The 25,425-nt window shown below is 67.6% G+C and carries 21 protein-coding genes and 1 rRNA gene; 7 read left to right on the forward strand and 15 right to left on the reverse strand.

The features are described from left to right. Positions 1–90: 90 nt before the first annotated feature. A complete protein-coding gene (locus tag C9424_RS14755) occupies positions 91–1,989 on the reverse strand; it encodes a propionyl-CoA synthetase (protein ID WP_116767551.1) in 1,899 nt (632 codons plus the stop codon). Between the two features lie 189 nt (positions 1,990–2,178). Here C9424_RS14755 and C9424_RS14760 point away from each other — a divergent pair, with 189 nt between their 5' ends. The 4 genes from C9424_RS14760 to C9424_RS14775 all read left to right on the forward strand — a co-directional run bounded on the left by C9424_RS14760 (position 2,179) and on the right by C9424_RS14775 (position 6,455). Further along, on the forward strand, positions 2,179–2,820 hold the full coding sequence (locus tag C9424_RS14760; protein WP_116767553.1) for a GntR family transcriptional regulator: 642 nt from the start codon (positions 2,179–2,181) through the stop codon (positions 2,818–2,820). 10 nt (positions 2,821–2,830) lie between these two features. Then, positions 2,831–4,351 (forward strand): MmgE/PrpD family protein, encoded by a 1,521-nt coding sequence (locus C9424_RS14765; protein WP_116767554.1) that lies wholly within the window; start codon positions 2,831–2,833, stop codon positions 4,349–4,351. After that, the gene (gene prpB / locus C9424_RS14770; protein ID WP_091255778.1) at positions 4,351–5,253 is read left to right on the forward strand and encodes a methylisocitrate lyase; all 903 of its coding nucleotides are present in this window, start codon (positions 4,351–4,353) and stop codon (positions 5,251–5,253) included. The genes C9424_RS14765 and prpB overlap by 1 nt, the downstream gene beginning before the upstream one ends. Positions 5,254–5,315: 62 nt before the next feature. Continuing rightward, positions 5,316–6,455 (forward strand): bifunctional 2-methylcitrate synthase/citrate synthase, encoded by a 1,140-nt coding sequence (locus C9424_RS14775; RefSeq protein ID WP_116767556.1) that lies wholly within the window; start codon positions 5,316–5,318, stop codon positions 6,453–6,455. A 76-nt stretch (positions 6,456–6,531) separates the two neighbouring features. Here the strand turns inward: C9424_RS14775 and C9424_RS21695 are convergent, their stop codons facing one another. The 12 genes from C9424_RS21695 to C9424_RS14835 form a co-directional block, all read right to left on the reverse strand. Further along, the gene (locus C9424_RS21695; RefSeq protein WP_202615886.1) at positions 6,532–7,866 is read right to left on the reverse strand and encodes a hypothetical protein; all 1,335 of its coding nucleotides are present in this window, start codon (positions 7,864–7,866) and stop codon (positions 6,532–6,534) included. Continuing rightward, positions 7,859–8,368 carry an RNA polymerase sigma factor gene (locus tag C9424_RS14785; RefSeq protein ID WP_116767558.1) on the reverse strand — a complete coding sequence of 170 codons (510 nt, stop codon included), beginning with the start codon at positions 8,366–8,368 and terminating at the stop codon, positions 7,859–7,861. The genes C9424_RS21695 and C9424_RS14785 overlap by 8 nt, the downstream gene beginning before the upstream one ends. A gap of 68 nt (positions 8,369–8,436) precedes the next feature. Then, the gene (locus C9424_RS14790; RefSeq protein WP_116767560.1) at positions 8,437–8,925 is read right to left on the reverse strand and encodes an 8-oxo-dGTP diphosphatase; all 489 of its coding nucleotides are present in this window, start codon (positions 8,923–8,925) and stop codon (positions 8,437–8,439) included. Between the two features lie 67 nt (positions 8,926–8,992). Next, positions 8,993–10,012: a site-specific tyrosine recombinase XerD gene (gene xerD, locus C9424_RS14795; protein ID WP_272914152.1), complete on the reverse strand. Its 1,020-nt coding sequence runs from the start codon at positions 10,010–10,012 to the stop codon at positions 8,993–8,995. Next, positions 10,009–10,674 carry an NUDIX domain-containing protein gene (locus C9424_RS14800; protein ID WP_116767563.1) on the reverse strand — a complete coding sequence of 222 codons (666 nt, stop codon included), beginning with the start codon at positions 10,672–10,674 and terminating at the stop codon, positions 10,009–10,011. The genes xerD and C9424_RS14800 overlap by 4 nt, the downstream gene beginning before the upstream one ends. 27 nt (positions 10,675–10,701) lie before the next feature. After that, on the reverse strand, positions 10,702–12,507 hold the full coding sequence (locus C9424_RS14805) for a CTP synthase (protein WP_116767565.1): 1,806 nt from the start codon (positions 12,505–12,507) through the stop codon (positions 10,702–10,704). Between the two features lie 87 nt (positions 12,508–12,594). Continuing rightward, positions 12,595–14,331 (reverse strand): DNA repair protein RecN, encoded by a 1,737-nt coding sequence (recN, locus tag C9424_RS14810; protein WP_116767566.1) that lies wholly within the window; start codon positions 14,329–14,331, stop codon positions 12,595–12,597. Between the two features lie 3 nt (positions 14,332–14,334). After that, entirely contained in the window at positions 14,335–15,372 is a 1,038-nt protein-coding gene (locus C9424_RS14815; RefSeq protein WP_116767568.1) for an NAD kinase, read from the reverse strand. A 22-nt stretch (positions 15,373–15,394) separates the two neighbouring features. Further along, the gene (locus C9424_RS14820) at positions 15,395–16,207 is read right to left on the reverse strand and encodes a TlyA family RNA methyltransferase (protein WP_237563476.1); all 813 of its coding nucleotides are present in this window, start codon (positions 16,205–16,207) and stop codon (positions 15,395–15,397) included. After that, the gene (locus C9424_RS14825; protein WP_116767572.1) at positions 16,204–16,578 is read right to left on the reverse strand and encodes a hypothetical protein; all 375 of its coding nucleotides are present in this window, start codon (positions 16,576–16,578) and stop codon (positions 16,204–16,206) included. The genes C9424_RS14820 and C9424_RS14825 overlap by 4 nt, the downstream gene beginning before the upstream one ends. Before the next feature lie 9 nt (positions 16,579–16,587). Continuing rightward, positions 16,588–17,577: an HAD-IIA family hydrolase gene (locus C9424_RS14830; protein ID WP_116767574.1), complete on the reverse strand. Its 990-nt coding sequence runs from the start codon at positions 17,575–17,577 to the stop codon at positions 16,588–16,590. 4 nt (positions 17,578–17,581) lie between these two features. Further along, entirely contained in the window at positions 17,582–19,681 is a 2,100-nt protein-coding gene (locus tag C9424_RS14835; protein ID WP_116767590.1) for a hypothetical protein, read from the reverse strand. A gap of 359 nt (positions 19,682–20,040) precedes the next feature. On the opposite strand from C9424_RS14835, the gene C9424_RS14840 reads away from it, so the two are divergent. Both C9424_RS14840 and C9424_RS14845 read left to right on the forward strand, forming a co-directional pair. Further along, complete coding sequence (locus tag C9424_RS14840; protein WP_202615887.1) at positions 20,041–21,333, forward strand: MFS transporter; 1,293 nt, start codon at positions 20,041–20,043, stop codon at positions 21,331–21,333. Positions 21,334–21,336: 3 nt separating this feature from the next. Next, a complete protein-coding gene (locus C9424_RS14845; RefSeq protein ID WP_116767576.1) occupies positions 21,337–23,733 on the forward strand; it encodes an alpha-L-rhamnosidase in 2,397 nt (798 codons plus the stop codon). 77 nt (positions 23,734–23,810) lie between these two features. Here C9424_RS14845 and C9424_RS14850 read toward each other — a convergent pair whose 3' ends face one another. Beyond that, the gene (locus tag C9424_RS14850) at positions 23,811–24,425 is read right to left on the reverse strand and encodes a TetR/AcrR family transcriptional regulator (protein WP_116767578.1); all 615 of its coding nucleotides are present in this window, start codon (positions 24,423–24,425) and stop codon (positions 23,811–23,813) included. Positions 24,426–24,642: 217 nt separating this feature from the next. Here C9424_RS14850 and C9424_RS14855 point away from each other — a divergent pair, with 217 nt between their 5' ends. Further along, positions 24,643–25,224 (forward strand): dihydrofolate reductase family protein, encoded by a 582-nt coding sequence (locus C9424_RS14855; protein ID WP_116767580.1) that lies wholly within the window; start codon positions 24,643–24,645, stop codon positions 25,222–25,224. A 130-nt stretch (positions 25,225–25,354) separates the two neighbouring features. Here C9424_RS14855 and rrf read toward each other — a convergent pair. Further along, a 5S ribosomal RNA gene (rrf, locus tag C9424_RS22230) occupies positions 25,355–25,425 on the reverse strand; the annotation flags it as partial.

Below are 25,425 nucleotides of genomic sequence, written 5' to 3' on the forward strand. Positions count from 1 at the left end.
TCGGCACGACGGCGGATTCCCGCCGTCGTGCCTTACGAAGGGCCTGCGGAGGAGCCCAAAAGCCTGCCCTGCGTGATGCGGGCTCGCCCGTCAGTCGGCAGCGGCGGGGCGCAGAGTTCCCAGCAGCCGATCAATCACGCCGGCGTCCTCGATCGTGGACGGCACCACGTACTCGTCGCCGTCGGCGATCTGGCGCATGGTCTTGCGCAGGATCTTTCCCGAGCGGGTCTTGGGCAGGGCCTCCACCACGGTGACGTGCTTGAAGTCGGCCACGGCGCCGATGTCCCGCCGGACCAGGGCGATGAGGTCCTTGACCAGGATCTCTTCCGGGATGTCCACCCCGGATTTGAGCACCACGTAGCCGCTGGGCCGCTGGCCCTTGAGCGGGTCGGCGAGGCCGATCACGGCGCATTCCGCGACGGCGGGGTGCTGGCCGATCACCTGTTCCATGGCGCCGGTGGAGAGCCGGTGTCCGGCGACGTTGATGATGTCATCGGTGCGGCCCATGACAAAGAGATAGCCGTCTTCGTCCCGGTAGCCGGAGTCGCCCGTGGCGTAGTAGCCCTCGAATGCCTGGAGGTAGGAGGAAATGTAGCGTTCGTCGTTGCGCCAGAGCGTAGTCAGGGTGCCCGGCGGGAGCGGCAACTCCAGGACGATGTTTCCTTCCGTGCCGGCCTCGACGTCCTCGCCCCCGCCGTCGACGACGTTGAGCCTGAAGCCGGGCATCGGGACGCTGGGCGATCCTGCCTTGATCGGCAGCCCGCCCAGGCCGCGCGGGTTGGCACAGATGGCCCAGCCCGTCTCGGTCTGCCACCAATGGTCCACCACGGGGACGCCGAGGACCCGGGAGGCCCAGTGGAAGGTGTCGGTGTCCAGCCTCTCGCCGGCGGCGAAGAGCGTGCGCAGGCTGGAGATGTCGTAGTTCTTGAGCAGCTGCGCCTCGGGGTCGGCTTTCCGGATGGCCCGCAGAGCGGTGGGCGCGGTGAACAGCACGTTGACCTTGTGGTCCTGGATCACCCGCCAGAATGCGCCGGCGTCGGGGGTCCCCACCGGTTTTCCCTCGTACAGCACCGTGGTGGCGCCGGCCAGGAGCGGCCCGTACACGATGTAGGAGTGCCCCACCACCCAGCCGACGTCCGAGGCCGTCCACATGACGTCGCCGGGTGCGACGTCGTAGATGTTCGCCATGGTCCAGCTCAGGGCCACGGCATGGCCGCCGTTGTCCCGCACCACGCCCTTCGGCGCGCCCGTGGTGCCCGAGGTGTAGAGGATGTAGAGGGGATCAGACGCCTTCACATCGACAGGCGCGGCGGGCTCGGCGGAAGCCATCTCGGTGTCCCAGTCGAGCCACCCGGGGCGGTCGGTCACCGACGCTGCGAAGCCCTCCCTGGCCTTGACCAGCACCGGGGTGTCCGGGGCGCCGGCGATGCCGAGGGCCTCCGCGACGGCGGGCAGGTATTCAATCCGGCGCGTGGGTTCGATACCGCCCGACGCCGTCACCACGGCCGCGGGGGCGGCGTCCCGGATGCGGGCGGCGAGCTCTTTCGGGGCAAAGCCGCCGAATACCACGGAGTGCACGGCGCCGAGCCGGGCCGTGGCCAGCATCGCGATGGCGGCCTCGGGGATCATCGGCATGTAGATCACCACACGGTCGCCCTTGCCGACCCCGCTGCGGCGCAGGACACCGGCGAACCGGGCCACAAGCTCCGTCAGTTCGGCATAGCTGAAGCGTTTCTGCGTGCCGAGCATGGCGGAGTCGTAGATCAGGGCGTCCTGTGCGCCCCTGCCCTCCGCCACGTGCCGGTCGAGCGCGTTGTAGGACGTGTTCAGGACGCCATCCGGAAACCAGTCGTAGAGCGGCGCCCTGCTGGCATCGAGGGCCTGTTGGGGCCGGGTGGACCAGGAGATCCCCCGGGCAGCGTCCAGCCAGAACTCTGCGGGCTGTTCGAGGCTACGTTTGTAGGCGTCCCGGTAGCTCTTGGTGACCATGAGATACATCCTGTCCACGACGGTGTGATGCAGCCCATAGTAAACCGTGGCGGACGGCCACCACAAGGCTTATGTATACAAGAACGACTGATTTCTGCGCTTTATCCGCCGACTACTGGGCAAAGTGCCCTTGCGTGTATACACTGGTTTGTGGCCACCCCCAAAGGGCCCAGCAGCGAAGGAGGCAGGATGCGAGCCAGCGATAGGGCTTACGCGGCATTGCGCGACGACATCATCGAATGGCGCCTCCTGCCCGGCACAGTCCTCGCGGAGGTGGAACAGTCGGAGCGTCTGGGCATCTCGCGAACCCCGCTGCGCGAGGCCCTGAGCCGGCTCACGGCCGAAGGGCTGACGACGACGGCGGGCGGCCGCGGCGTCGTCGTGACCGATATTTCGCTGGACGACATCGACGAACTGTTCGAATTGCGCGAAACCCTCGAAGGGAAGGCTGCCGCCCTGGCCGCCGAGCGCGGCGACCGGGCCACCTTCGACCAGCTCCGGCGCGAGCTGATCGAAGCCCCGGAACTGATCGGCGGCGAGGACCCGGCCCTGCATGAGTACTACGAGCTCGTCGGGCGGCTGGACGCGGCCATCGACGCCGCGATCTCCAACGCCTACCTCGTCCAGGCCATGCGCAGCCTCCGCGTCCACCTCGTGCGCGTCCGGCGTCTGGCCGCCGACGACGCCGCCCGGCTCACCGCCGCCGCTGCCGAGCACGCCGCGATCGCCGAGGCAATCGCCGCCGGCAACCCGCGGCTGGCCGAGGCCGCCACCACGCTTCACCTGCACCGCAGCCTTTCCCACGTCAAAGCCACGCACACACCTCACTAGAAGGAGCACCATGGTCAAGGAACACCACGTCCGCGTTTACAAGAGCGAGGAAAACCTGCCCCGCGAGGACCAGCTTGCCTACAAGATCGCCAAGGTCGCCGCGGATCCCGTGGACGTCACCGCTGACGTCACCGACATGGTGATCAACCGCGTCATCGACAACGCCTCGGTGGCGATCGCCTCGCTGAACCGTGCCCCCATCGTCGCGGCCCGGGCCCAGGCCCTCACCCACGGCCCGACCACCGGCGGCAAGGGATCGAAGGTCTTCGGCATCGAAGAGCGCGTAGCCCCGGAGTGGGCCGCCTGGGCCAACGGCGTCGCGGTCCGTGAGCTCGACTACCACGACACCTTCCTGGCCGCGGATTACTCCCACCCGGGCGATAACATTCCGCCGATCCTCGCCGTCGCCCAGCACGTCGGCTCCAGTGGACATGATTTGATCCGCGGAATCGCCACCGGCTACGAAATCCAGGTCAACCTGGTCAAGGCCATCTGCCTGCACAAGCACAAGATCGACCACGTGGCCCACCTCGGCCCCTCCGCGGCGGCCGGCATCGGCACCCTGCTGGGTCTCGACGTCGAGACCATCTTCCAGTCCGTCGGCCAGGCCCTGCACACCACCACCGCCACCCGGCAGTCCCGCAAGGGCGAAATCTCCACCTGGAAGGCGCACGCCCCCGCGTTCGCCGGCAAGATGGCCGTCGAATCCGCGGACCGTGCCATGCGCGGCCAGACCTCCCCCGTGCCGATCTACGAGGGCGAAGACGGCGTGATCGCCTGGATGCTCGATGGCCCGGACGCCTCGTACATGGTGCCTCTGCCCGAGGCCGGCGAGGCCAAGCGCGCCATCCTGGACACCTACACCAAGGAGCACTCGGCCGAGTACCAGGCGCAGGCGTGGATCGACCTGGCGCGCAAGCTGCACGGCGAGCACCCCGAGGTCACGGACCCGGCCAACGTCGACTCCGTGCTGATCAAGACCAGCCACCACACGCACTATGTGATCGGCTCCGGCGCCAACGACCCGCAGAAGTACAGCCCCACGGCCAGCCGCGAAACCCTGGACCACTCCATCCCGTACATCTTCACCGTCGCCCTGCAGGACGGCGCGTGGCACCACGTCGATTCCTATGCCCCGGAACGCGCCGCCCGCCCGGACACTGTGGAACTCTGGCACAAGGTCACCACGGTCGAGGACCCGGAATGGACCCGCCGCTACCACTCCCTGGACATCGCCGAGAAGGCGTTCGGCGGCACCGTGGTCATCACGCTCAAGGACGGCACCGTCATCACGGAGTCGATCGCCGTCGCCGACGCCCACCCGCTGGGTGCCCGGCCCTTCGCGCGGGAGCAGTACGTCAACAAGTTCCGCACCCTCGCCGCCGGCCTCGTGGCCGACGAGGAGATCGAGCGCTTCCTCGCCGCCGCCGCGCGGCTTCCGGAGCTCGCCGCCGGTGAGCTTGACCAGCTGAACATCCAGGCGGCCGACGGCGTGATCGACCTCGCCGCCGCCCCGAAGGGACTCTTCTAATGCTGTACTCGAAGACCACGCCGGAGCAGAAGCGGATCCGGTTCCGGGAGCTCCTGGCCTCCGGCACCATCCAGCAGTTCCCGGGCGCGTTCAACCCGCTCTCGGCCCGGCTGATCGAGGAAAAGGGCTTCGCCGGCGTCTACATTTCCGGCGCCGTCCTGGCCAACGACCTCGGCCTGCCGGACATCGGACTGACCACGCTCACCGAGGTCGCCACCCGGGCCGGGCAGATCGCCCGGATGACCGACCTGCCGTCCATCGTGGACGCCGACACGGGCTTCGGCGAGCCGATGAACGTGGCACGGTCCGTCCAGGAACTCGAGAACGCCGGCCTGGCCGGCTGCCACATCGAGGACCAGTTCAATCCGAAGCGCTGCGGCCACCTCGACGGCAAGAACGTGGTGGACCTCGAGACCGCGACCAAGCGGATCCGCGCCGCGGCCGACGCCCGCCGCGACCCGAACTTCCTGATCATGGCCCGGACTGACATCCGGGCCACCGACGGTCTCCAGGCCGCCCAGGACCGGGCCAAGGCCCTCGTAGAGGCCGGGGCCGACGCGATCTTCCCGGAGGCCATGAAGGACCTGAGCGAATTCCAGGCGATCCGCGACGCCGTCGACGTCCCGATCCTGGCCAACATGACCGAATTCGGCCAGAGCGCCCTGTTCACGGTGGACGAGCTCGCTGGGGTCGGCGTCAACATGGTGATCTATCCGGTCACCCTTCTCCGTAGTGCCATGGGGGCTGCGGAGCGTACTCTGGAATCGATTAAGGCCGACGGAACCCAAGAGGCACAGGTTGGGAGCATGCTGACCCGTGCGCGTTTGTACGATCTCGTTGATTATGAGGCTTACAACCGATTCGATACCGGAGTCTTTAATTTCCATATCCCAGGTCAGTAAGCCCCGCATGGAACCGCCGGCACGTGCCGGTATACAGGCGTTAGGAACAAAGGAGTTTCAGCATGGCTGAACAGGACATTAAGAAGGGCCTCGCCGGCGTCGTGGTGGACTACACCGCGGTCTCCAAGGTCAACCCGGACACCAACTCGCTGCTCTACCGCGGCTACCCCGTCCAGGAACTGGCAGCCAAGTGCAGCTTCGAGGAAGTCGCCTACCTGCTCTGGAACGGCGAACTGCCCACCGCGGAGCAGCTGGCCGAGTTCACCGCACGGGAACGCGCCGGCCGTCCCATCGATCCGGTCGTGAAACAAGTGGTGGACGCGCTGCCCACCACGTCGCACCCGATGGACGTCTGCCGCACGGCAGCCTCCGTCATGGGCGCACGGCACCCGCTCGCCGAGGACTCCTCGCGCGAGGCCAACATGGCCAAGGCGATCGACCTCTTCGCGGCGATGCCGGCGATTGTGGCCTACGACCAGCGCCGCCGGCACGGTCAGGACGTCGTGGCGCCCCGCGACGACCTGGGCTACTCGGCAAACTTCCTCTGGATGGCCTTCGGCGAGGAACCGGTCCAGGAAGTCGTGGACGCCTTCAACGTCTCGATGATCCTCTACGCCGAGCACTCGTTCAACGCCTCGACCTTCACGGCCCGCGTGATCACCTCAACGCTCTCGGACCTGCACTCGGCCGTCACCGGGGCGATCGGAGCGCTCAAGGGCCCGCTGCACGGCGGCGCCAACGAGGCCGTCATGCACACCTTCGACGAGATCGGTATCCGGCAGGAGGAGTCGCTGGACGAGGCCCACGCACGGGCCAAAGCCTGGATGGAGGATGCCCTGGCTCACAAGCGGAAGGTCATGGGCTTCGGCCACCGTGTCTACAAGCACGGCGACTCGCGGGTGCCCACCATGAAGGCGGCCCTGGACAAGATGATCGCGCACTACGGCCGCCCGGAGCTGCTGGGCCTGTACAACGGGCTGGAAACGGCGATGGACGAGGCCAAGGCGATCAAGCCGAACCTGGACTACCCGGCCGGCCCGACCTACCACCTCATGGGCTTCGACACCCCCACCTTCACTCCCTTGTTCGTCGCCAGCCGCATCACGGGCTGGACGGCGCACATCATGGAGCAGCTGGAATCGAACTCCCTGATCCGCCCGCTGAGCGAGTACAACGGCGTCGAGGAACGGCACCTGCCGTAACTTTCGAACGACGCACGACGGCGGGCCGGTCACCTTTCAGGTGGCCGGCCCGCTTCGTTGTGCCTGCGGACTGGGCCTAGCCGACCTTAGTGACGGTCAGCGAGGTGATGACCGTCTTGAGGTCCTTGTAGGCCTGGGTGCGGGTGAAGGCTGCAGCCTCCTCCATGGTCTTGAATTTGTAGAGGCCCCACGCGGGGCCGCCAAGCGGACGGCGATCCGTAAAGCTGTACGTCTTCAGGGCCCCGGGTCCGCCCACCGCGAAATCAAGCACACAACCGATCCCGTCCTGTCCGGCAATGCGGTTCGTAACTCCTATTCCAGCCTGGACGGGGCCACCGTCATCGGCTGCCGATGTCATGGCGACGAAGACGAACCGCGGTGTGCCCTGTGCCGGGGCGGCCGGGTCGAACGGCAGCTCCGGCATACTCTGGCTGTCAAGAACCTTGTAGGGTGCATTGTTGCGGCAGGCACTAGTGCTCCAGTCAGTGGTGTCGCCGTCAGCCAGCCGAGCCACGACCCGGCCGGTGGAGTCTTTGAGGGCAGTTCCGGGGCCGTTTGACATGGATATGCTCTCGGATGGGTCGGCCAGGCTCCACGTCGCCGGATAGTCAAAGCTGACTCGGTAGCCCGTGGACAACTCTTCATACGTTTTGATCCCGCGGGCGGCAAGGCTTCCCGGCTCAGGTGCCCCGACCAGCGCCTTTCGGAGGTCGACGGGAATGCCCTTGTCCGCAAATTCCCTGTCCATGGACTGTTCGGCGGTCAATCCGTCGTTGTTCGCTGCCGCCTGCTCCCAGCCGGGCACGTTCGCCCATGGTTGGGCAGCGTCGAAGACGTATTTGCGGTCAGCTAGCCTGGCCATCCAGAACCAGCTGCCGGCGTCGGCCTGGCCGCCTGAGGCCTGGACGCTCAAGGCCATCCAGTCTCCCGCGCAGGCCGCAACCCTTGCGGTGGGCAACTGGTCAGCGAACCAGCTCTGAACGCCGGCCACGCTGTCCTTCGTACAGGCGACAGGTCCGGCAGCGGCCGGCAGGCTCGCCGCTGCCGTGGCCGTCGGGGTGGGCGTTGGCGTTGCGCTGGCAGAGGCCGACGCTGAGACCGTCGGCGACGCGGGCACCGTCGGTGTGACGGTACTTGCCGGTGCCGGGGCCGTGGTGAGTGCGCCCAGGTTCGTCGCCACGAGCACTCCCGCGGTGACGGCGGCCGCGGCGAGCGTCAGAACACCTGCGAGCCTGGCCCGACGGTGCTTCCGGTCCGCCAGGGAGACGACATTGCGCGGCAGGCTGTCGCTGAACTCCCTCGGCTCGGTGAGCATCCGACGCAAGGCTGCCTCGCCGTCGGGCACCGACGGATCGTTGCGCACGGGGTCCGTCGCGGAAATCATGTTCTTGATCGGATCCATCTCAGGCACCCATCTTCTGTGTCATCGTTGCGGCGCCGGACGGCATCTGCTTGCGAAAGGCCGCCCGGGCCCGGTGCAGCCGGACCTTGGCGGCGGACTCATTGCAGCCCAGCACGCCGGCGATTTCGGTGATGCTTAGCTCGTCCCAGTAGGCCAGTTGGAGGATGTCCCGGTCCTTCTCCCGCAGCGCCGCCATGGCGTCCTGCACTGCGACATTCTCCGAGTCATCGCCGAACCGCACCACGGCTGCGGAACGCAGCTTGTCCTGAAGCGCCTCCTGCCGGTCACGGCTCCGGTACGCATTCCCGGTCAGGTTGCGGGCCACCGTCAGGAGCCACGCGATATCTGTCCGCGGTGCGCCGTCCCACTTCTGCCACACCACCCGGAAGACGTCCGCGGCAAGTTCCTCCGCCAGCTCCGCTGATTCCACCCGCCGGCGTACAAACGTGTACACCCGCGGGTAGCTGTCTTTATGAATGGCGATGAACGCCAATTCGCGCTCCGAAAGCACGCATCCCCCAAATGAGAAGTTTCCTGAACTGCTGGATACCTGTCTTGTTTCCGGCCGCCGGGCAGGGGTTACACTCCCCGCAAAGAATATTCTGCGGACGCCACCGTCTCGTTGTCGTCGTTGAGGGTGATGATCGCCTCGACGATGTTCTCGGAAAGCGCCAACGGGAGCCAGTGTTCGGCGTCCTGCCACATGCGCTCCAGCGGCAGGGCGGCCACCCGGAACCATTCCGGGATGATCTCCTGGCTTTCTATCGGATCGCCGGACCAGCGGCGGGTGGTAAACAGGCTCGTGGACATATTCCATTCCGGCCGGGCGGGAAAGACGAATTCGATCAGCCCGGCGACCCGGAGATCGTGCTCTTCGACCACGATTCCGGATTCTTCGAAGACTTCGCGGCAGGCAGCCTCGGCGTGCGACTCCCCCGGTTCCACGTGCCCGCCCAGCCCTACGATTTTCCCGACGCCGAACCCGGTCTTCTTGGTACCGAGCAGGACGTGCGTCCCGGCGGCTTCGTCGCGTAGCAGGAAGCACAGAGTGACAGCTGTCGAATTCATGGATCAACATTAGCGCCCGGCCCCGGTGGCTGGGGCCGCCCCGCCGCGGTTGGCCCGGGTGGCCGTCCTAGCCCAGGGCGCGCGGGTGCGCGGCGGCGTAGATCTCCCGCAGCGTATCGGCCGTCACCTGGGTGTAGACCTGCGTGGTGGTCACCGACGCGTGCCCCAGCAGCTCCTGGACCACGCGGACGTCGGCACCGCCCTCCAGCAGGTGGGTGGCGAAGGAGTGCCGCAGGGTGTGCGGTGACACGTCCTTGGTGATGTTGGCCTTGTCCGCGGCCGACTTAAGGATGGTCCAGGCGCTTTGCCGGCTGATCCTGCCGCCGCGGGCGTTCAGGAATAGCGCCGGGGTGCCCTTGCCCTTGGCGGCCAGCAGGGGCCGGCCGCGGACGAGGTAGGCGTCGAGAGCTCGTGCCCCGAATGATCCCAGCGGGACGAGGCGTTCCTTGGACCCCTTGCCGAAGAGCCTCACGATCGCGGGACCCTCGCTGTCACCGGCCCTGCGCGAGGCGTGCAAGGAGATGTCGTCGACGTCAAGGCCCACGGCCTCGCTGATGCGGGCTCCGGTGGAGTAGAGGAACTCGAGCAGGGCACGGTCACGCAGTCCGGTGGCCGTATCCGTGCCGACGGCCTCGAGGATCCTCGTGACCTCCCCGACGCTGATCGCCTTGGGCAGGCGCTTGCCGGGCATCGGCGGGTGGACGTCGCTGGCCGGGTCGGTGGGCGTGATGCCTTCCAGCGCCCAGAATTTGTGCAGACCGCGCACTGCCACGACGGTGCGTGCCGCGGACCGGACGCCGAGGGAGGACCCTCCGTCGGACCCGTCGGACAAGGCCTGGACGAAGCCGGTGACATCATGCCGGGTGACGTCCGCCGGGCGCTGGCGGCCCGAACGGGCGAGGTAGCTCGCGTAGCGGACAAGGTCCCGCCGGTACGCGGCGAGGGTGTTCGCCGCCAGTCCGCGTTCGACCCCCATGTGCTGCAGGTAGTCAGTGATGGCGCGGTCAATCTCCGTCTGCGGCCGAACCGTCGGCGCCGGGGAGCGCGGTTCCAGCGTCTGCGGGCCGGCGATCAGCGCGTCGGTCATCGGCGCTGGCTGGGATGGGCCGGCCAAGGCGCGTGGGCCGGGCGGAGGCTTGCGAAGTTGTCGGCGCGGGCGGCGGCCGCCGCAAGGACGCCAACGACGGCGGACGGGTTGTGGAGGCGGCCGTCCAGCACTGCCTGCACGGCCTCGTCCAGCGGCGTCCAGTGCAGTTCGATTTCGGCTTCCTCCTCGGTACGGACGTGCCGCTCGTGTCCCGGCACCTCCCTCAGGCCGCGGGCCAGGTAGATGCGGATGGCCTCGCTGGAGGACCCCGGGGAGTTGAAGAAGTCTGCCAGCACGTTCCAGCGGTCCGCCACCAGGTCCGCCTCCTCGGCGAGCTCGCGGGCGGCGCCGACGACAAAGTCCTCGCCTTCGACGTCGAGCAGCCCTGCGGGAATCTCCCAGAGATCCATGCCGACGGGGTGCCGGTACTGCCGGAGCAGCAGGACGTCGCCGGCGTCGTTCATCGGGAGAACGGCTACCGCACCGGGATGGTCGATGTAGTCCCGGACGAGGGTGTCGCCGTCGTCGTTGAGCTGGAAGCTGTCACTGACGACGTCCCAGATCCTGCCTTCGTACACCTTCTGGGAAGACAAAAGACGGCGCGGGCTCGGTTCGTCCGAAACCTGCCGTGCAGCATTGGGGGTCTCAGACATACCGGGCATCGCGCCGTCCTTTGATTCAGTTGGAAATTACTTGGACACTGCTGCCGACGAGGGCTTGGCGGCAGCGGCCGGGGCGGTAGCCGGGGCTTCTGCCGTGGCGCTGGCGCCGGTACTTGCCGCCGGTGCAGCGTCGGCGGCGTGCTGGTGATCCAAGGCCGCCTTGACTAGGCCCGCGAAGAGCGGGTGCGGGCGCGTGGGCCGCGAGCTGAGCTCGGGGTGCGCCTGCGTGGCCACGTAGTACGGGTGGACGTCGCGGGGAAGTTCCACGAACTCGACCAGCTTGCCGTCGGGCGACGTACCTGAGAATGAAAGCCCCTTGGCGGCAATCTGATCCCGGTACTTGTTGTTGACCTCGTAGCGGTGCCGGTGCCGTTCGCTGACCTTGGTGGCGCCGTAGGTTTCGGCAACAACGGAGCCTTCATCGAGCTTGGCTTCGTAGAGGCCCAGGCGCATGGTGCCGCCGAGGTCGCCCTTGCCGTCAACGATGTCCAGCTGTTCTTCCATCGTGGCGATGACCGGGTACTTGGAGTCAGGCTCGAACTCGGAGGAGGATGCGCCTTCGAGTCCGACCACGTTGCGGGCGTACTCGATCACCATGCACTGCAGGCCCAGGCAGAGGCCCAGGACCGGGAGCTTGGTTTCGCGGGCGTACTTCAGGGCGCCCAGCTTGCCTTCGAGGCCGCGGATGCCGAAGCCGCCCGGCACGCAGATGGCGTCGACACCGGCGAGGGACTGCGCGGCGCCCTCGCGGGTTTCGCATTCGTCCGAGGGGACCCAGCGGATCTTGACCTTGGTGTCGTTGGCGAAGCCGCCGGCGCGCAGGGCCTCCGTGACGGACAGGTAGGCGTCCGGCAGGTCGATGTACTTGCCGACGAGCGCGATCTCAACCTCGTGCTTCGGGTTGTGGACGGCGTCGAGCAGCTTGTCCCAGCTGGTCCAGTCCACGTCCTTGAACGGCAGGTCCAGGGCACGGACGATGTAGGAGTCCAAGCCCTGGGAGTGCAGGGTCTTGGGGATGTCGTAGATGCTGGGCGCGTCCGGGCAGCCGATCACGGCGTCGATGTCGACGTCGCACATGCGGCCGATCTTCTCGCGCATCGGCTGCGGGACGTCGCGGTCCGAACGGATCACGATTGCCTCGGGCTGGATGCCGATGGAGCGCAGCGCGGCAACGGAGTGCTGCGTCGGCTTGGTCTTGAGCTCCTGGGACGGCCCGATGTACGGCACGAGCGATACGTGGAGGAAGAACACATTGTTGCGCCCGATGTCCTGGCGGACCTGGCGGGCGGATTCGAGGAACGGCTGGGACTCGATGTCGCCCACGGTTCCGCCGATTTCGGTGATGATGACGTCGGGGGCGTTCTTGCCCTCGGCGGGCAGCCGCATGCGCCGCTTGATCTCATCGGTGATGTGCGGGATGACCTGGACGGTGTCGCCGAGGTATTCGCCGCGGCGTTCCTTGGCGATGACAGTCGAGTAGACCTGGCCGGTTGTGACGTTGGCCGAGCCTTCGAGGTTTTCATCGAGGAAGCGCTCGTAGTGGCCGATGTCCAGGTCCGTTTCGGCGCCGTCGTCAGTGACGAAGACTTCGCCGTGCTGGAAGGGGTTCATCGTGCCCGGATCCACGTTCAGATAGGGATCGAGCTTTTGCATTGTTACAGACAGACCGCGAGCCCGCAGGAGGTGGCCGAGGCTCGAAGCCGTCAGTCCCTTACCGAGCGAGGACGCTACACCACCGGTGACGAAGATGTGTTTGGTCGTCTTGGACGAGCCCGGAAACCGGGAATTTACACGAGAGTTTGATCGCTGCACCACGGGGTTTGAGCTTATCATCAATTCGGCCTTCCACGGGTTCTTTGGCGGGATCCCGATGTGATTGTTGTCCTAGCGGCGGTCGTTGCTGCGGTACTGGCGGGCCCCTCAGATCTGCGGGAGGAGCTTGGCGTCGTCCAGCAGTTCCTGGGCGTGGGCCTGGGCCGATTCCGAGTCCTCCTGGCCGGCGAGCATGCGGGCCAGCTCGCGGACGCGCTCGGCCTCGTCCAGCAGTTGAACGTCGCTGGAGGTGAAGCCGGTGGCGGTGGCGCCGTCGGCGCCCCGGACGGAGGTCTTCGTGACCCGGATGTGCTGGTTCGCGAAGGCGGCCACCTGCGGCAGGTGGGTCACCACGAGGACCTGGACGTGCCGGGCCAGCATCGCCAGCCGGCGCCCAATCTCGACGGCGGCGCGGCCGCCCACGCCAGCGTCGACCTCGTCGAAGACGAACGTCGGGACGGGGTCGACGGCGGCCAGCACCACCTCGATGGCGAGCATGACGCGGGAGAGTTCACCACCCGAGGCCCCCTTGCCCAGCGGCCGGGCCGGGGCCCCGGAGTGCGGCTGGAGCAGGAAGGAGATCTCGTCTGCGCCGAACGGTCCCAGCTGCTCTGTTGGTTCCACATTGATGACCAGGGTGGCGTCGGCCATGGCCAGCGCCGTCAGCTCCGCGCTGACCCGGGCAGAGAGGTCCTTCGCGGCCTTGGTGCGCGCCTTGCTGATCGCGGCGGCCTGCTTCCGGAGCCCGGCTTCGGCGCGGGTGACCTCGGCATCCAGCGCCTCGATCCGGGTGGAGTCGTCCTGCAGTTCGTCGTACCGGGCGCGGGCTTGCTCGGCCCAGACCAGAACCTCGTCGATGCTCGGCGCGTACTTCCGGACCAGCTTGGCCAGCACCGCCCGGCGGTCCTCGATCTCGGCGAGCCGCTCCGGCCCCTCGGTGTCCAGGGCGGCCTGGTAGCTGGCGAGCTCGGTGGCGATGTCGTTGAGCAGGAAACCGACCTCGGCCAGGCGTGCCGCGGCCGAGCCCAGCTCCTCGTCGTGTTCGGCCACGTGCTCCAGGGTGCGCTTGGCGGCATCCACCAAGGTGGTGGCGTCGGCGTCTTCGCCGAAGTCCTCGGCGATGAGCGCCTGGTGGGCGGTGCTGGCCGCAATCCGCAGTTCCTCGACGTTGGCCAGCTTCACGGCCTCGGCCTTCAGGGCCTCGTCCTCCCCCGGCTGCGGGTCGACGCCGTCGATCTCGGCGAGGGCAGCCTGCAGCGACTCGGCCTCGCGGAGGCGCTCCCGGGCGGCACTGCGCAAGGCATCCAGCTCACCCTGGCTGGCGTGCCAGTGGGCGTAGAGCTCCTGATAGGTAGCCAGTGTCTTGGCGAGGCTGTCGCCGGCGAACTTGTCCAAAGCGCCGCGTTGCGCCACCGGGCTCTTGAGTCGGATCTGGTCCGATTGTCCGTGCACCACCACCAGCGTTTCGCCGATTTCGGCGAGCACGCCGACCGGCGCGGCGCGTCCGCCCACGTATGCGCGGCTGCGGCCGTCGGCGCCGACGCTGCGGGCCAGCAACAGCTCCGCGCCGCCGTCGAACTCCTCGATCTCCGCGCCCGCCTCGCGGGCCCGCGCGATGGCGGCGTGTCCGGCGTCGAGCTTCAGCACGGCCTCCGCGGAGGCGCTCTTCGCGCCGCTGCGGACGGCGCCGGCGTCTGACCTGGCGCCGAGGAGCAGGCCGACGGCGGTGACCACCATGGTTTTGCCGGCGCCGGTCTCACCGGTCACCACGCTGAGGCCCGGGCCCAGCGGCAAGATGGCGTCGGTGATGACGCCGAGGTCGCGGATTCTCAGTTCTTCAAGCATGGTTCACTTCTCGGTTGAGGGATCTGGCGATGGATCGGGTGCGTCGCCGTGCCCTGCGTGGCGCGGCGAGGGCAGCGGCGGCATGGGACGGGGTGTGCGGATAATCGGGACGGGTCCGGTGTGGATGGCCTCCGCCTGAGGCATGGGACCGCGCCAGCCCTGGATCGGCAGCTCGAATTTGCGGACCAGCCTGCCGGAGAAGGGGGTCTGGTGGGTCCTGGCCAGCCGCACCGGTGTGGCGGAGCGGGTTACTTCGACGCGCGCGCCGGGCGGCAGGTCCACGGAGCGGCGGCCGTCGCACCACAGCACGCCCTGGGCGTCGGTCCGGTTCAGGATCTCGACGGCGAGCCTGGACCGGGGCGAGACCACAAGCGGTTTGGCGAAGAGGGCGTGGGCGCTGATGGGCACGATCAGCAGGGCCTCGACCTCGGGCCATACCACGGGGCCGCCGGCGGAAAACGCGTACGCCGTGGAGCCGGTGGGAGTGGCCAGGACGACGCCGTCGCAGCCGAAAGAGGTCAGGGGGCGTTCGTCGACTTCCGTGACCACCTCGAGCATCCGTTCCCGGTTGCCCTTTTCGATCGCCGCCTCGTTGAGGGCCCAGGTGTGCCAGATCTTCTGGCCGCGGACCCAGACCTGCACGTCGATCGTCATCCGCTCCTCCACCGTGTATTCACGGCTCGCGATCCATTCGACGGTCTGGGCGAGGTCGGCCCGCTCGCTTTCGGCCAGGAAACCCACGTGGCCGAGGTTCACGCCGAGCAGCGGGACGTCGACTTCGCGGACGAGCTCGGCGGCCCGGAGGATGGTGCCGTCCCCGCCCAGCACCATGACGAGTTCGACGTCGGGCAGCTTCACGTGGTCGTGGAGGACCTCGACGGGGTGGTCGAGCCGGCCGAAGAAGCGGACCATGTCCCCGAGTTCGGTCTTCTGCATCACGGGGATCAGGCCGGAGCCATGCAGCTGGGCGCACGCCTCCCAGGCAGCCTTGAGGGACTCCTCGCGCCCTGTGTGGGCAAGGATGAGGACACGCCTGCTCATCGGGTTCCGCCTTCTGGTGGTACTAGTGGTTCGGCCAGATTGTTCCGAGCAACGCAGCAACGGCTGCGTCCCGCTCCTCGATCTTAGGCGGGACTTCGGACATCGCGCGTTTTATCCACAGGAAGTACTCGACATTGCCGTCCTGGCCCGGCAGCGGGCTTTGGGCGAGGCCTTTGAGGTCCAAGCCCGCGTCCACCGCTGCGGCGGCCACCTTGCCGACGGCGAGCCGGCGTTCCCGCTCCGAGGTGACCACGCCGGTCCGGCCCAGGCGATCCTTGCCGATCTCGAATTGCGGCTTGACCATGAGGACGAGGTCGCCGCCGGGTTCGGTGCAGGCTGCCAGAGGCGCCACTACGAGGGTCAGCGAGATGAAGGACAGGTCCGCCACGGTCAAGGCAGCCGGTCCGCCGATCTCCGCGGGCGTCATGTAGCGCACGTTGAGGCCTTCATGGACGGAGACCCGGGCGTCGTTCCGGATTTCCGGAACCAGTTGGCCGTGCCCGACGTCGACGGCGACCACGTGGGCGGCTCCGCGCCGGAGCAGCACATCCGTGAACCCGCCGGTGGAGGCGCCGGCGTCGAGGCACCGCTTGCCCGCGACGTCGACGGCGGGAAAGGCGTCCAGGGCGCCGGCCAGTTTGTGCCCTGCGCGGCTGACGTAGCCGTCCTCGGCGGAGGCAGCAACGTCCAGCGCGGCGTCCTCCGGAATCTGCAGGGAGGCCTTGGCGAGGACCTCGCCGCCGGAGCTCACCTTGCCCTCGGCAATCAGGCGGGCGGCGTGGGTGCGGGACCTCGCCAGCCCGCGGCTGACGAGGGCCTGGTCAAGCCGGCTCACGATCCCCCGTCCCCCGCGCCATGGATGCGGCGCGCTATGCCGGCGCCGGAAGCCACGTCTTCGTTCAGGGCCTCCAGCAGGGCATCGTGCATGCCGGCATAGGCCTCGCCGTGCTCGGAGACCGGCGTCAGCCGTACGGCGGCGAGCCGGTCCAGCACGGCGCTGACAGCCGGGTCCTGGATCTGCGCCTGCCGCCCTTGTGTTTGGTGGGGCGGCAGCGCGGGCCAGTCGACGTCGGCCGCGAGTGCCGGCGCTTCCCCAGCGGCGTCACTCGCCGTTCCGGGCCCGGAGTCGCGGTCCGGCGCGTCATGCGGCGCCTGGGCAGGCTCCACGTTTGGCGCCGGGTGTGGCTGCTGGTTCTGCTCGGTCATGGGTCCAGTCTAGTGATCGAGCCACTCGAGGACCGGAGCCAGCGCGCTGGTCGTCTCGGGGTTCGCGGCCCACCAGGCCGAACAGGCGGCACGCCATGAATCGAGGTCAGCGGGGTCGCCGGTGATGTGGACGGACTGGCCACGGACGATCGCCGAGGCGATGCCGCTGCGGAACCGCCCGGCGTCGTGCTCCACAGCAGGGTACGGAGCGTACAGGCCGGTCAGGTCATTGATGAGGAAATCGGGGCGCTCCCTGGACCGTGCGGCGAGGATCGATTCCTTGGTGTCCACGCCGGTCAGGACAGCCACGGTGGCGAATCCGGCGTTGTTGCCGCCCAGGATGTCGGTGTCCAGGCGGTCGCCGACGACTAGCGGCCGGTCCGCCGCCAGCCGCTTGGCGGCGGTATGGAACAACGGCGCCTCGGGCTTGCCGGCCACGATCGGGGCCTTGCCGGTCGCGGCGGCCACGGCCGCCACGAGGGTCCCGTTACCCGGGGCCATTCCGCGCGCCTGGGGAATGGACATGTCAGTGTTGGTCGCCACCCACAGTGCACCGCCAGCGACGACGTACGACGCCTCGGCAAGATCCTTCCATCCGAGGTCCGGGCTGAAGCCTTGGACGACGGCTACGGGGTTTTCCGCCGCGCTGCGGACGGGAACCAGGCCCACCAGCTCAATCTCCTGGGCCAGTGCGGCGCTGCCCGTGATGAGCACGTGCGCTCCGGCCGGCAGCAGCGATGCCAGCAGGGCTGCCGCCGCTTGTGAGGAGCTCACCACCTGGTGGTCCTCGGCGGGGGCGCCGAGCTCGCGCAGGTGTTGCGCCACCTGCGCGGGAGAGCGGGACGCGTTGTTGGTGACGTAGCCGAGTCCGACGCCGACACCGGCCAGCCGGCGCAGCGACTCCACCGCCCCCGGAATGGCGTGGGGTCCTGCATAGACCACACCGTCCAGGTCGGAAAGGAGCGCATCGAAGGTGGAGATCAGTGCGGGTCCGGTCATGCGACTAGTCCTCCACCCGCTCGCGCTGGGCCGTCTCGGAGTCTTCGACGACTTCCTGATCCGCGTTGGCGTCGGATTCGTCGTGGGTTTCTTCGTCGGTTTCGTCGTCGGATTCGTCGTCGGATTCATCGAGGACGTCGGCTTCGAGGGAATCCTGGTCCGACTCGGCGTCGTCGGACTCGAAGTGGCCGGCTTCGGCGTCGTCGAGGCCTTCGTCGATCGGGTTCAGGGCGGTCTCCGCCGCAGCGGCGCCCGTGACTTCCGCGGCTACAGCGGCGCCGGCGACCCGGGGTGCACGCTCGTCGGCCCCGGCGTGCGCGGCTGCGACCTCCTGGGCTTCCTGGGCGCGGAGCCGGCGCTGGCGCTCTTCCTCACGCGCTTCTTCTTCCTCGTCCCAGCCGAGGTCGATGATGTCAGGTTCCTCTTCCGCCCCGAGGCCCAGCGCGTTTTCGGCCACGACGGCCTGCCGCTGCCACTTGGCGGCCTCGGCCGCGCGGCCGGCGGCCGTCAGGGCTTCGGCGTAGGCACGGAACAGACGAGGGCTGTAGGAAAAGGCACGGTTGATGTCCAGCTGCGCGATCTCCAGCTCGGATACCGCGGCATCGAGCTGCCCGAGGTCGGTGCGGGCACCGGCGGCGACGATAGCCAGTTCCACCTTGCCCGGGGCGTCGAGGTCCTTGGCTTCTTCGGACCGGGCCATATCCAGGGCACGGTCCGGCCGTCCAAGGCCCCGCTCGCAGTCGGCCATGACCGGCAGGTGCATGTTGGAGCCGCTGATTCGCCGGTAGGTCCGGAATTCCCGCAGGGCTTCACCATAGTGTCCGGCGGCGTAGGCGGTCAGGCCGACAGCTTCGCGGACGGACGCAAGGCGGCCGCCACGGCGGCTGGCTGCGAGGGCATGCTGGAAGGCAAGTTCCGGCTCCTCGTCCAGGAGCCGTCCCGCCATGACCAGGTGGCGGGCCACCCATTCGGCGCTGGTACCTTCGAGGGTCTTGATCTGGTGCTGCGTGGCGCGGTCCAGTTCCTTGCCCGTGACGTCCTCGTCGATCTGCGGTGATCGCTCACGGTCGGGACGGTTGGCGCTGCGGAGATCGGCGGCGTTCGGGACGCGCACGGGACGGTCCTCGGGGCGGTCACGGCCGTACTGGCGCGGACCCGAGTCGCCGCGGTCGAAGCTGCGTGCCGGACGGTCTTCACGGGTGCCGAAGGGCTTGCGGTTGTCGCCTCCGGAATACGGCTTGCGGTCACGATCGCCGCCACCGAAGCTGCGGCCCGCTCCGCCTTCACGCGGGGCACGATCACCATATGGCTTACGGTCGCCGCCAGCGTACGGCTTGCGGTCGCCGCCGCCGTAGCTGCGCTGATCGCCACCCTCACGCGGGGTACGATCACCATACGGCTTACGGTCGCCGCCGGCATAAGGCTTGCGGTCGCCGCCGCTGAAGCTACGGCCCGCTCCGCCTTCACGCGGAGCACGATCACCATACGGCTTACGGTCGCCGCTACCGGCATAAGGCTTGCGGTCACCGCCGCCATAGCTGCGCTGCTCGCCACCCTCACGCGGGGCGCGATCGCCATACGGCTTACGGTCACCGCCGCCGGCATAAGGCTTGCGGTCACCGCCGCCGTAGCTGCGCTGCTCGCCGCCCTCACGCGGAGCACGATCACCATACGGCTTACGGTCACCGCCGCCGGCGTAAGGCTTGCGGTCACCGCCGCCGTAGCTGCGCTGCTCGCCGCCCTCACGCGGAGCACGATCACCATACGGCTTACGGTCACCGCCGCCGGCGTAAGGCTTGCGGTCACCGCCGGCATAGGGCTTGCGGTCACCGCCGCCGTAGCTACGGCCCGCTCCGCCTTCACGCGGAGCACGATCACCATACGGCTTACGGTCGCCGCCGCCGGCATAAGGCTTGCGGTCACCGCCGCCATAGCTGCGCTGCTCGCCACCTTCACGCGGAGCACGATCGCCATACGGCTTACGGTCATCCCTGGCGCGGAAGCCGCGAGGATCGCCGCCGGAGTTGCTCGTGCCGCGGTACGGGGCCCCGCCAGTGTTGTCGCGGGCTTTGCCGCCGCGGTTTCCGTCGTTGTGCTCAGCCATGCTGGAATCCTCCTGTTGCGAGCTGACCACTGGCGCAATCGCAGCCGCTCTGTTCCGTGTTTCGTTTCCTACGCAACCCGAAATCAAGCGCTTCGAAGTCCGTACATCTCCCCCAATTCTAGGCGAGCAACCCGTCACGGACTAACGGCATCGCACCAATAGGGCCCCGCGGTGGCAGGACTCACAGCAGCCTGCCGTGCAGTTCCGTCCCGGGTTGCCGGGTTCATCACCTCACGAGAAAAAACAGTGAATCCTTGGTTTTTTATGTCATACTTTCGCTAATGTTCTTGCCGAAAGAGCCCAGCGACCGTCGGCGCCGTCTGGCAACCGGCTGAACCCACACAGACAAAGGAGTCCCTGTGACCACCAGCATTGGCGCGGACGCGCCGGCAGCTACTGCCTCAACTCCCGTAGCCGGGCACCCCGCGCTCCCCCTGAAGCGGCCCGGGCTATTCGCCGTGACCCTGATCCTGACGGCTGCCGCCATCTACTTCGCGTTCCTCACGCCGTCGATCGTGAGCCTCTCCATTCGGATCTTCGGGGTCGATCCGACAGGCAAGGCGTTGGGCCTCTCCACTGTCATATTGATCGGCGCGCTGATTTCCGTCGTCATGTTGCCGCTGTTCGGCAGCCTGTCTGACCGCACCCGAGGGCGCTTCGGCCGACGCCGCCCGTGGCTCGTCGGCGGGTCGCTGACCGTGCTTGCCGGCGCCATCGTCGTCGGGACTGCATCCAATGTCGCCATAGTGGCCACAGGCTGGGCGCTTTCACAGCTTGGCTTCAGCGCGGTCATCGCCGCCTTCCTGGCCTTGGTGCCCGACTTCATACCCGAACACCTGCGCGCCCGGACGTCCGCCGGGATCGGAGTCGTGACGGGCCTCGTTGTCCTCGGCGGCATCGCCTTCGCCAGCGCAAACGTTGCAAATCCAGTCACCATGATGGTCGCCCCGGCCGCCGTTGCCGTGCTCTTCGTGCTGGGTCTGTCGATGGTGATTGCCAAAGCTGATGTCATTCCTGCTGACGCGGCGTCGCCTCCCCGCTATTCCGTCCGCGAGTTCGCGGGGAGCTTTTTCATCAACCCGTTGCATCACCCGAGCTTCGCCTGGAACTGGATCAGCCGGCTCCTGTTTGGAATCGCCATGGTCGGCCTCCAGACCTACTCCACCTATTTCCTGACTGACGTGACCGGGCTGTCGCTTCAGGACGCAACGGCCCGCTACACATTCGTCACCTTGATCACCACCCCCATCGGCTTCGTATTCACGGTTGCCGCCGGATTTCTGTCGGACAAGATGAACCGCCGCAAGATCTTCGTCGTCGGGGCAGCGGTGATCGCTGCCGCGGGCATCCTCATCGCCGCCCTGCTGCAGAGCGCGGACGGATTTCTGGTCGCGTACATCGTGTTCTCGATCGGCCTGGCTTTTTATCTGACGGTCGACGTGGCAATCGCGGCCTCGGTCGTCCCGGATTCTGCCCAAACAGCCAAGGCCATGGCGGTGTACCAGGTCTCGACGACGGCGCCCGCCATTGTGGTGCCGCTTCTTGGCGTGCTCGTGCTCACGTCAGCCGCCGCCTACGTCCCGTTCTTCTGCATCCTCGGCGCGATCGCACTGCTGTCTGCCGTCACCATCCTCTTTGTAAAGGTCCGCTGAACCATGCCGCACTCTTCTCCTGAACCCGCGTTCACAGAGCTCCTGGACGGCGCGGCATGGATCCGCCCCTGCGAACCTGTCGACCCGGGCCCCGGTTCCCGGCCGGCGTATGTTGTGCGCCTCGACGTCGAGTTGCCCGCCGACGTGGCAGCGGCAACTCTCGCTGCGACAGCCCATGGCATCATCGAGGTCTTCCTCAATGGCCGGAGGGTCGGGGACGAAGAACTCGTTCCCGGGTTCACCGCCTACCGCAAGCGGCTGCAGGTGTTCGAATGGGACGTTGCCGGCTACCTTCACGGTGGCACCAACCGCGTCGAGGTGCTTCTAAGTGACGGATGGTTCCGCGGACGGCACGGCTTCGAACGCCGTGCCGATGGATTCGGCATCGAAACCGCCCTGCTGCTCGGACTCAAAGGGTCCTCCGGTTCCGGCGAAGCGTTCCATGTCGTGTCGGACGGCACCTGGAGTTCGGCTCCGAGCCACATCATTCGGGCTGACCTGATGGACGGCCAGTCCGTCGACTTCCGCCGGCTCGACGGCGACGGCGGCGTCGACGGACCGTGGTCAGCGGTCAGCATTGGAACCGGCGCCCTCTACGACAACAGGTCACGGCTGATCCCTACAAGCGCGGAGCCTGTGCGCCGGATCGACACGCTCCCGCCCGTGGGCGTGTCGTCGCCCCGGCCGGGCACCGCCGTCGTCGATTTCGGGCAGAACCTCAACGGATGGGTGCGCCTGACCTCATTGGGCCCGCGCGACACCCACCTCGTGCTGACCCACGGGGAAGTGCTCGCCGGATCAGGCCTGGTTTCCACGGAGAACTTGCGGTCCTTCATCTTCGCTACCGGCGACCTCCTGCCGGCGGGACAGATTGACGAAGTCATCTCCTCCGGCCGCCCTGGTGAAACCTTCGAGCCCCGGCACACGACGCATGGATTCCGGTATGTCCAGATCGACGGCCTGCCGGGGGCCCTCGATCCCGAGGACATCCGCGCCGTCGTCGTGCACACGGATTTGTTGCCGACCGGCTCGTTCTCCTGCAGTGACGCCGCCCTCAACGCGCTTCACACGGCAGGGGTCTGGAGCTTCCGGGGAAACGCCTGCGAAATTCCTACCGACTGCCCTCAGCGGGAGCGCTCCGGGTTCACCGGCGACTGGCAGGTATTTGTCGGCACCGCAGCCCTCCTGTACGACGTCCAGGCGTTCTCGGACAAGTGGCTCGCCGATCTCGCCGCCGATCAATGGGCCGATGGCCGGGTTCCCACCATCACGCCCAACCCCGCCGGCGGCAAACCCTCGGGCGTTCTCTTCGAGGACCTCTCGGCGGGGTCGGCCGGATGGGGCGACGCCGCCGTCGTCGTCCCCTGGGAACTGTGGCGCGCCTACGGCGACGAGGGCATCCTGCGCCGCCAACTGCCCTCAATGCAGGCCTGGGTCGACTACGCCGCCCGTTCCGCGGCGGCCAACAGGCACCCCGCCCGGGCAGAGCGCCGGCCTGTCCCCGCCGCCTGGGAGACGTTCCTCTGGGACTCCGGATTCCACTTCGGAGAATGGCTCGAACCCGGCGTACCTCCCGCTCCGAATCCCGCCACCGACCACAGCATTGTGGCGACCGCGTTCCTGCACCGGTCAGCCGCACTCCTCGCCGCTTCAGCCAAGGTGCTGGGCGAAGATGAACTTGAGGCAAAATACAGCACTGTCGCAGTCGGAGCCCGCGAGGCATGGCAACGCGAGTTCCTCACCGGTCACGGGCGCCTCTCGATCGAGACGCAGGCCCACTATGCCCGCGGCCTAGCCTTCGAATTGTTCCCTGCCGGGGACCGCGAGGCCGCCGCGGGCCGACTTGCCGAGCTGATTGAGCAGAACAGCGGACGCCTGGGTACCGGGTTCCTCAGCACCGGGCAACTGTTGCCCGCCCTTGCCGATCACGGCAAAGCCGAGGAAGCCTACGCCGTCCTGCTTTCCAGGGGCACCCCTTCCTGGCTCGGCATGCTCGACAACGGCGCCACCACGGTCTGGGAGTGGTGGGACGGCGTCGACCGAGGCGAGGTCCGGGGTTCGCTCAACCATTACAGCAAAGCCGCCGTCCTGTCCTTCCTGTACACGCATGTGGCAGGCATTCGGCTCTCCGAACACCCCACTGCCGACGAGGCAGCCTACCGCCAGGTCACGATCGCACCGGTCCCCGGCGGCGGACTCGACTGGGCACAGGCATCACTGCAAACCTCTCAGGGCTTGCTGTCCTCAGCATGGCGCATCGTCGACGGCGACTTCGTCCTCGACGTCTCGCTCCCGCCAGGAACCCGTGCCCGCGTCGAATTGCCGAACGGGACAGTCCTGGCGGCAGAAGGCGGCCAGCGGACCTTCAGCGTTCCGCTTCACCAAAGTGTCCGTGCCTAACAAAGTCCGCGCCTAGCAAAGGACGAGCATGAACAGCTTCACAAATCCCGTCCTAGGCAACTCACAGCCTCAACAAATCACACAGCCCGGAGGCGTTCCTTGAGGCTTTCGGAGAATTCAGCGACGCCGGCGACGATGTCGACTTTGCCGTTGGACAGGACCCATTGAACCTGCAGTCCATCACTGACTGCTATGCACTCCCTGGCCACGAGCTCCAGATCCACGTCATGGCGAATCTCGCCCTTGTCGACGGCTTTCTGCCACCGGGCGACCAGTGATGCCACTACGCCGTCGTACTGCGCCGCAAGCCTGGCGTGGGCGGGGCTGCGCGTATCTGCGGCCTCTGAAATGGACAGCACGAAGAGTTCAATCAGGCCCGGCTGCTCGGTGAAGCGACGGGTGGCTTCCACCATTTCGTCGAGGGCGTCCAGCCCGTAATCCGAGCCGGGCAGGGATTCCCACCAGGACGCCGTCTCCATGAGGCGCCGCTCGGCCACTGCCTGAAGCAGCACGTTCTTACTCGGGAAGTGGTGGGCCAGGCCGCTCTCACTGATGCCCACGGCTTCCGCGATGGCCGACATGGGGGTCGCGTAGTAGCCGTCCGCACCGAACATCTGCGTCGCCACGTCGATGATCTTTTCGCGACGCCGGACCCCGGTCGGATAACTGCCGCCGCTCGCCTTCAGTCCCATGCGTTTCACCGTAACGCAAGGTGGCAAAAACAAGGAATCAACGGTCCGGCTCCGGGCCTGGGCAGTACTTTCTGGGGTCTTCAAGGTTCGTGGCCGTGGATGTCGACGATCGTGAACCTCGACATCGGGCGCCGTGTGAACACCCTTCAGCAGGTCCACCCGCCACGAACCGCGAAGAGCCGCTAATCTGGGGGCACCCAAAACAGAGGAGAGACCCATGGGCACGGTGGTCATGTACAGCTCGGTGTCGGTGGACGGCTTCATCGCGGACGAGAACGACCAGCCCGGACCCCTGTTCGACTGGTTGTCCAGCGGTGAGGTGCCGTTGGACGAGAGCGGCGAGTTGAAGGTGTCGCAGACGTCCTACGACTACACCCGGCCGTACTGGGACCAGATCGGGGCGACCGTCGTCGGCCGCCACGTCTTCGACATGACGGACGGCTGGGACGGGAAGCCTCCGGGCGGGGTCGACCATGTGGTCGTCGTGACGCACCGGCCGGAGCCTGAGGGCTGGGACTCCGAAGCGCCGTTTCACTTCGTCGACGGCGTCGAGGCAGCCGTGGCCAAGGCGCAGAAGCTTGCGGGTGACCGCATGGTCGAGGTCGCCGCCGGCGACGTCGGTGGCCAGGTGCTTGCCGCGGGCCTGGTCGACGAGGTGCGCATGGACGTCGTACCCGTCGTGTTCGGGTCCGGCAAGCGCTACTTCGGGTCGGTCCACGCGCAGCACCTGTTGGAGGATCCTGACGTGGTGATTCAGGGCAACCGGGTGCTTCACCTGCGCTATCGGGTGCGCCGTTGACCGATCTGAGCGGGTACGCGAAGAAGTCCACTGCGAACGGTGACACACGATCGGGCCTCCGCTCGCGGGCTGCGGTTAAATGCGGGAGGACCCCCAACCTGTGGTTGGGGGTCCTCGACCTGTAATGATGTTCCGGCGGTGACCTACTCTCCCACACCCTCCCGGGTGCAGTACCATCGGCGCTGTGGGTCTTAGCTTCCG

The sequence above is a fragment of the Arthrobacter sp. H-02-3 genome (assembly GCF_003097355.1).
Lineage (GTDB): Bacteria > Actinomycetota > Actinomycetes > Actinomycetales > Micrococcaceae > Arthrobacter > Arthrobacter humicola.

Excerpts from the sequence above, each read along its gene's own strand:
- C9424_RS14755 (WP_116767551.1), bottom strand. The coding sequence starts at position 1,989 with ATGGTCACCAAGAGCTACCGGGACGCCTACAAACGTAGCCTCGAACAG.
- C9424_RS14760 (WP_116767553.1), top strand. The coding sequence starts at position 2,179 with ATGCGAGCCAGCGATAGGGCTTACGCGGCATTGCGCGACGACATCATC.
- C9424_RS14765 (WP_116767554.1), top strand. The coding sequence starts at position 2,831 with ATGGTCAAGGAACACCACGTCCGCGTTTACAAGAGCGAGGAAAACCTG.
- prpB (WP_091255778.1), top strand. The coding sequence starts at position 4,351 with ATGCTGTACTCGAAGACCACGCCGGAGCAGAAGCGGATCCGGTTCCGG.
- C9424_RS14775 (WP_116767556.1), top strand. The coding sequence starts at position 5,316 with ATGGCTGAACAGGACATTAAGAAGGGCCTCGCCGGCGTCGTGGTGGAC.
- C9424_RS14790 (WP_116767560.1), bottom strand. The coding sequence starts at position 8,925 with ATGAATTCGACAGCTGTCACTCTGTGCTTCCTGCTACGCGACGAAGCC.
- xerD (WP_272914152.1), bottom strand. The coding sequence starts at position 10,012 with ATGACCGACGCGCTGATCGCCGGCCCGCAGACGCTGGAACCGCGCTCC.
- C9424_RS14800 (WP_116767563.1), bottom strand. The coding sequence starts at position 10,674 with ATGCCCGGTATGTCTGAGACCCCCAATGCTGCACGGCAGGTTTCGGAC.
- C9424_RS14805 (WP_116767565.1), bottom strand. The coding sequence starts at position 12,507 with ATGATAAGCTCAAACCCCGTGGTGCAGCGATCAAACTCTCGTGTAAAT.
- recN (WP_116767566.1), bottom strand. The coding sequence starts at position 14,331 with ATGCTTGAAGAACTGAGAATCCGCGACCTCGGCGTCATCACCGACGCC.
- C9424_RS14815 (WP_116767568.1), bottom strand. The coding sequence starts at position 15,372 with ATGAGCAGGCGTGTCCTCATCCTTGCCCACACAGGGCGCGAGGAGTCC.
- C9424_RS14825 (WP_116767572.1), bottom strand. The coding sequence starts at position 16,578 with ATGACCGAGCAGAACCAGCAGCCACACCCGGCGCCAAACGTGGAGCCT.
- C9424_RS14830 (WP_116767574.1), bottom strand. The coding sequence starts at position 17,577 with ATGACCGGACCCGCACTGATCTCCACCTTCGATGCGCTCCTTTCCGAC.
- C9424_RS14835 (WP_116767590.1), bottom strand. The coding sequence starts at position 19,681 with ATGGCTGAGCACAACGACGGAAACCGCGGCGGCAAAGCCCGCGACAAC.
- C9424_RS14845 (WP_116767576.1), top strand. The coding sequence starts at position 21,337 with ATGCCGCACTCTTCTCCTGAACCCGCGTTCACAGAGCTCCTGGACGGC.
- C9424_RS14850 (WP_116767578.1), bottom strand. The coding sequence starts at position 24,425 with ATGGGACTGAAGGCGAGCGGCGGCAGTTATCCGACCGGGGTCCGGCGT.
- C9424_RS14855 (WP_116767580.1), top strand. The coding sequence starts at position 24,643 with ATGGGCACGGTGGTCATGTACAGCTCGGTGTCGGTGGACGGCTTCATC.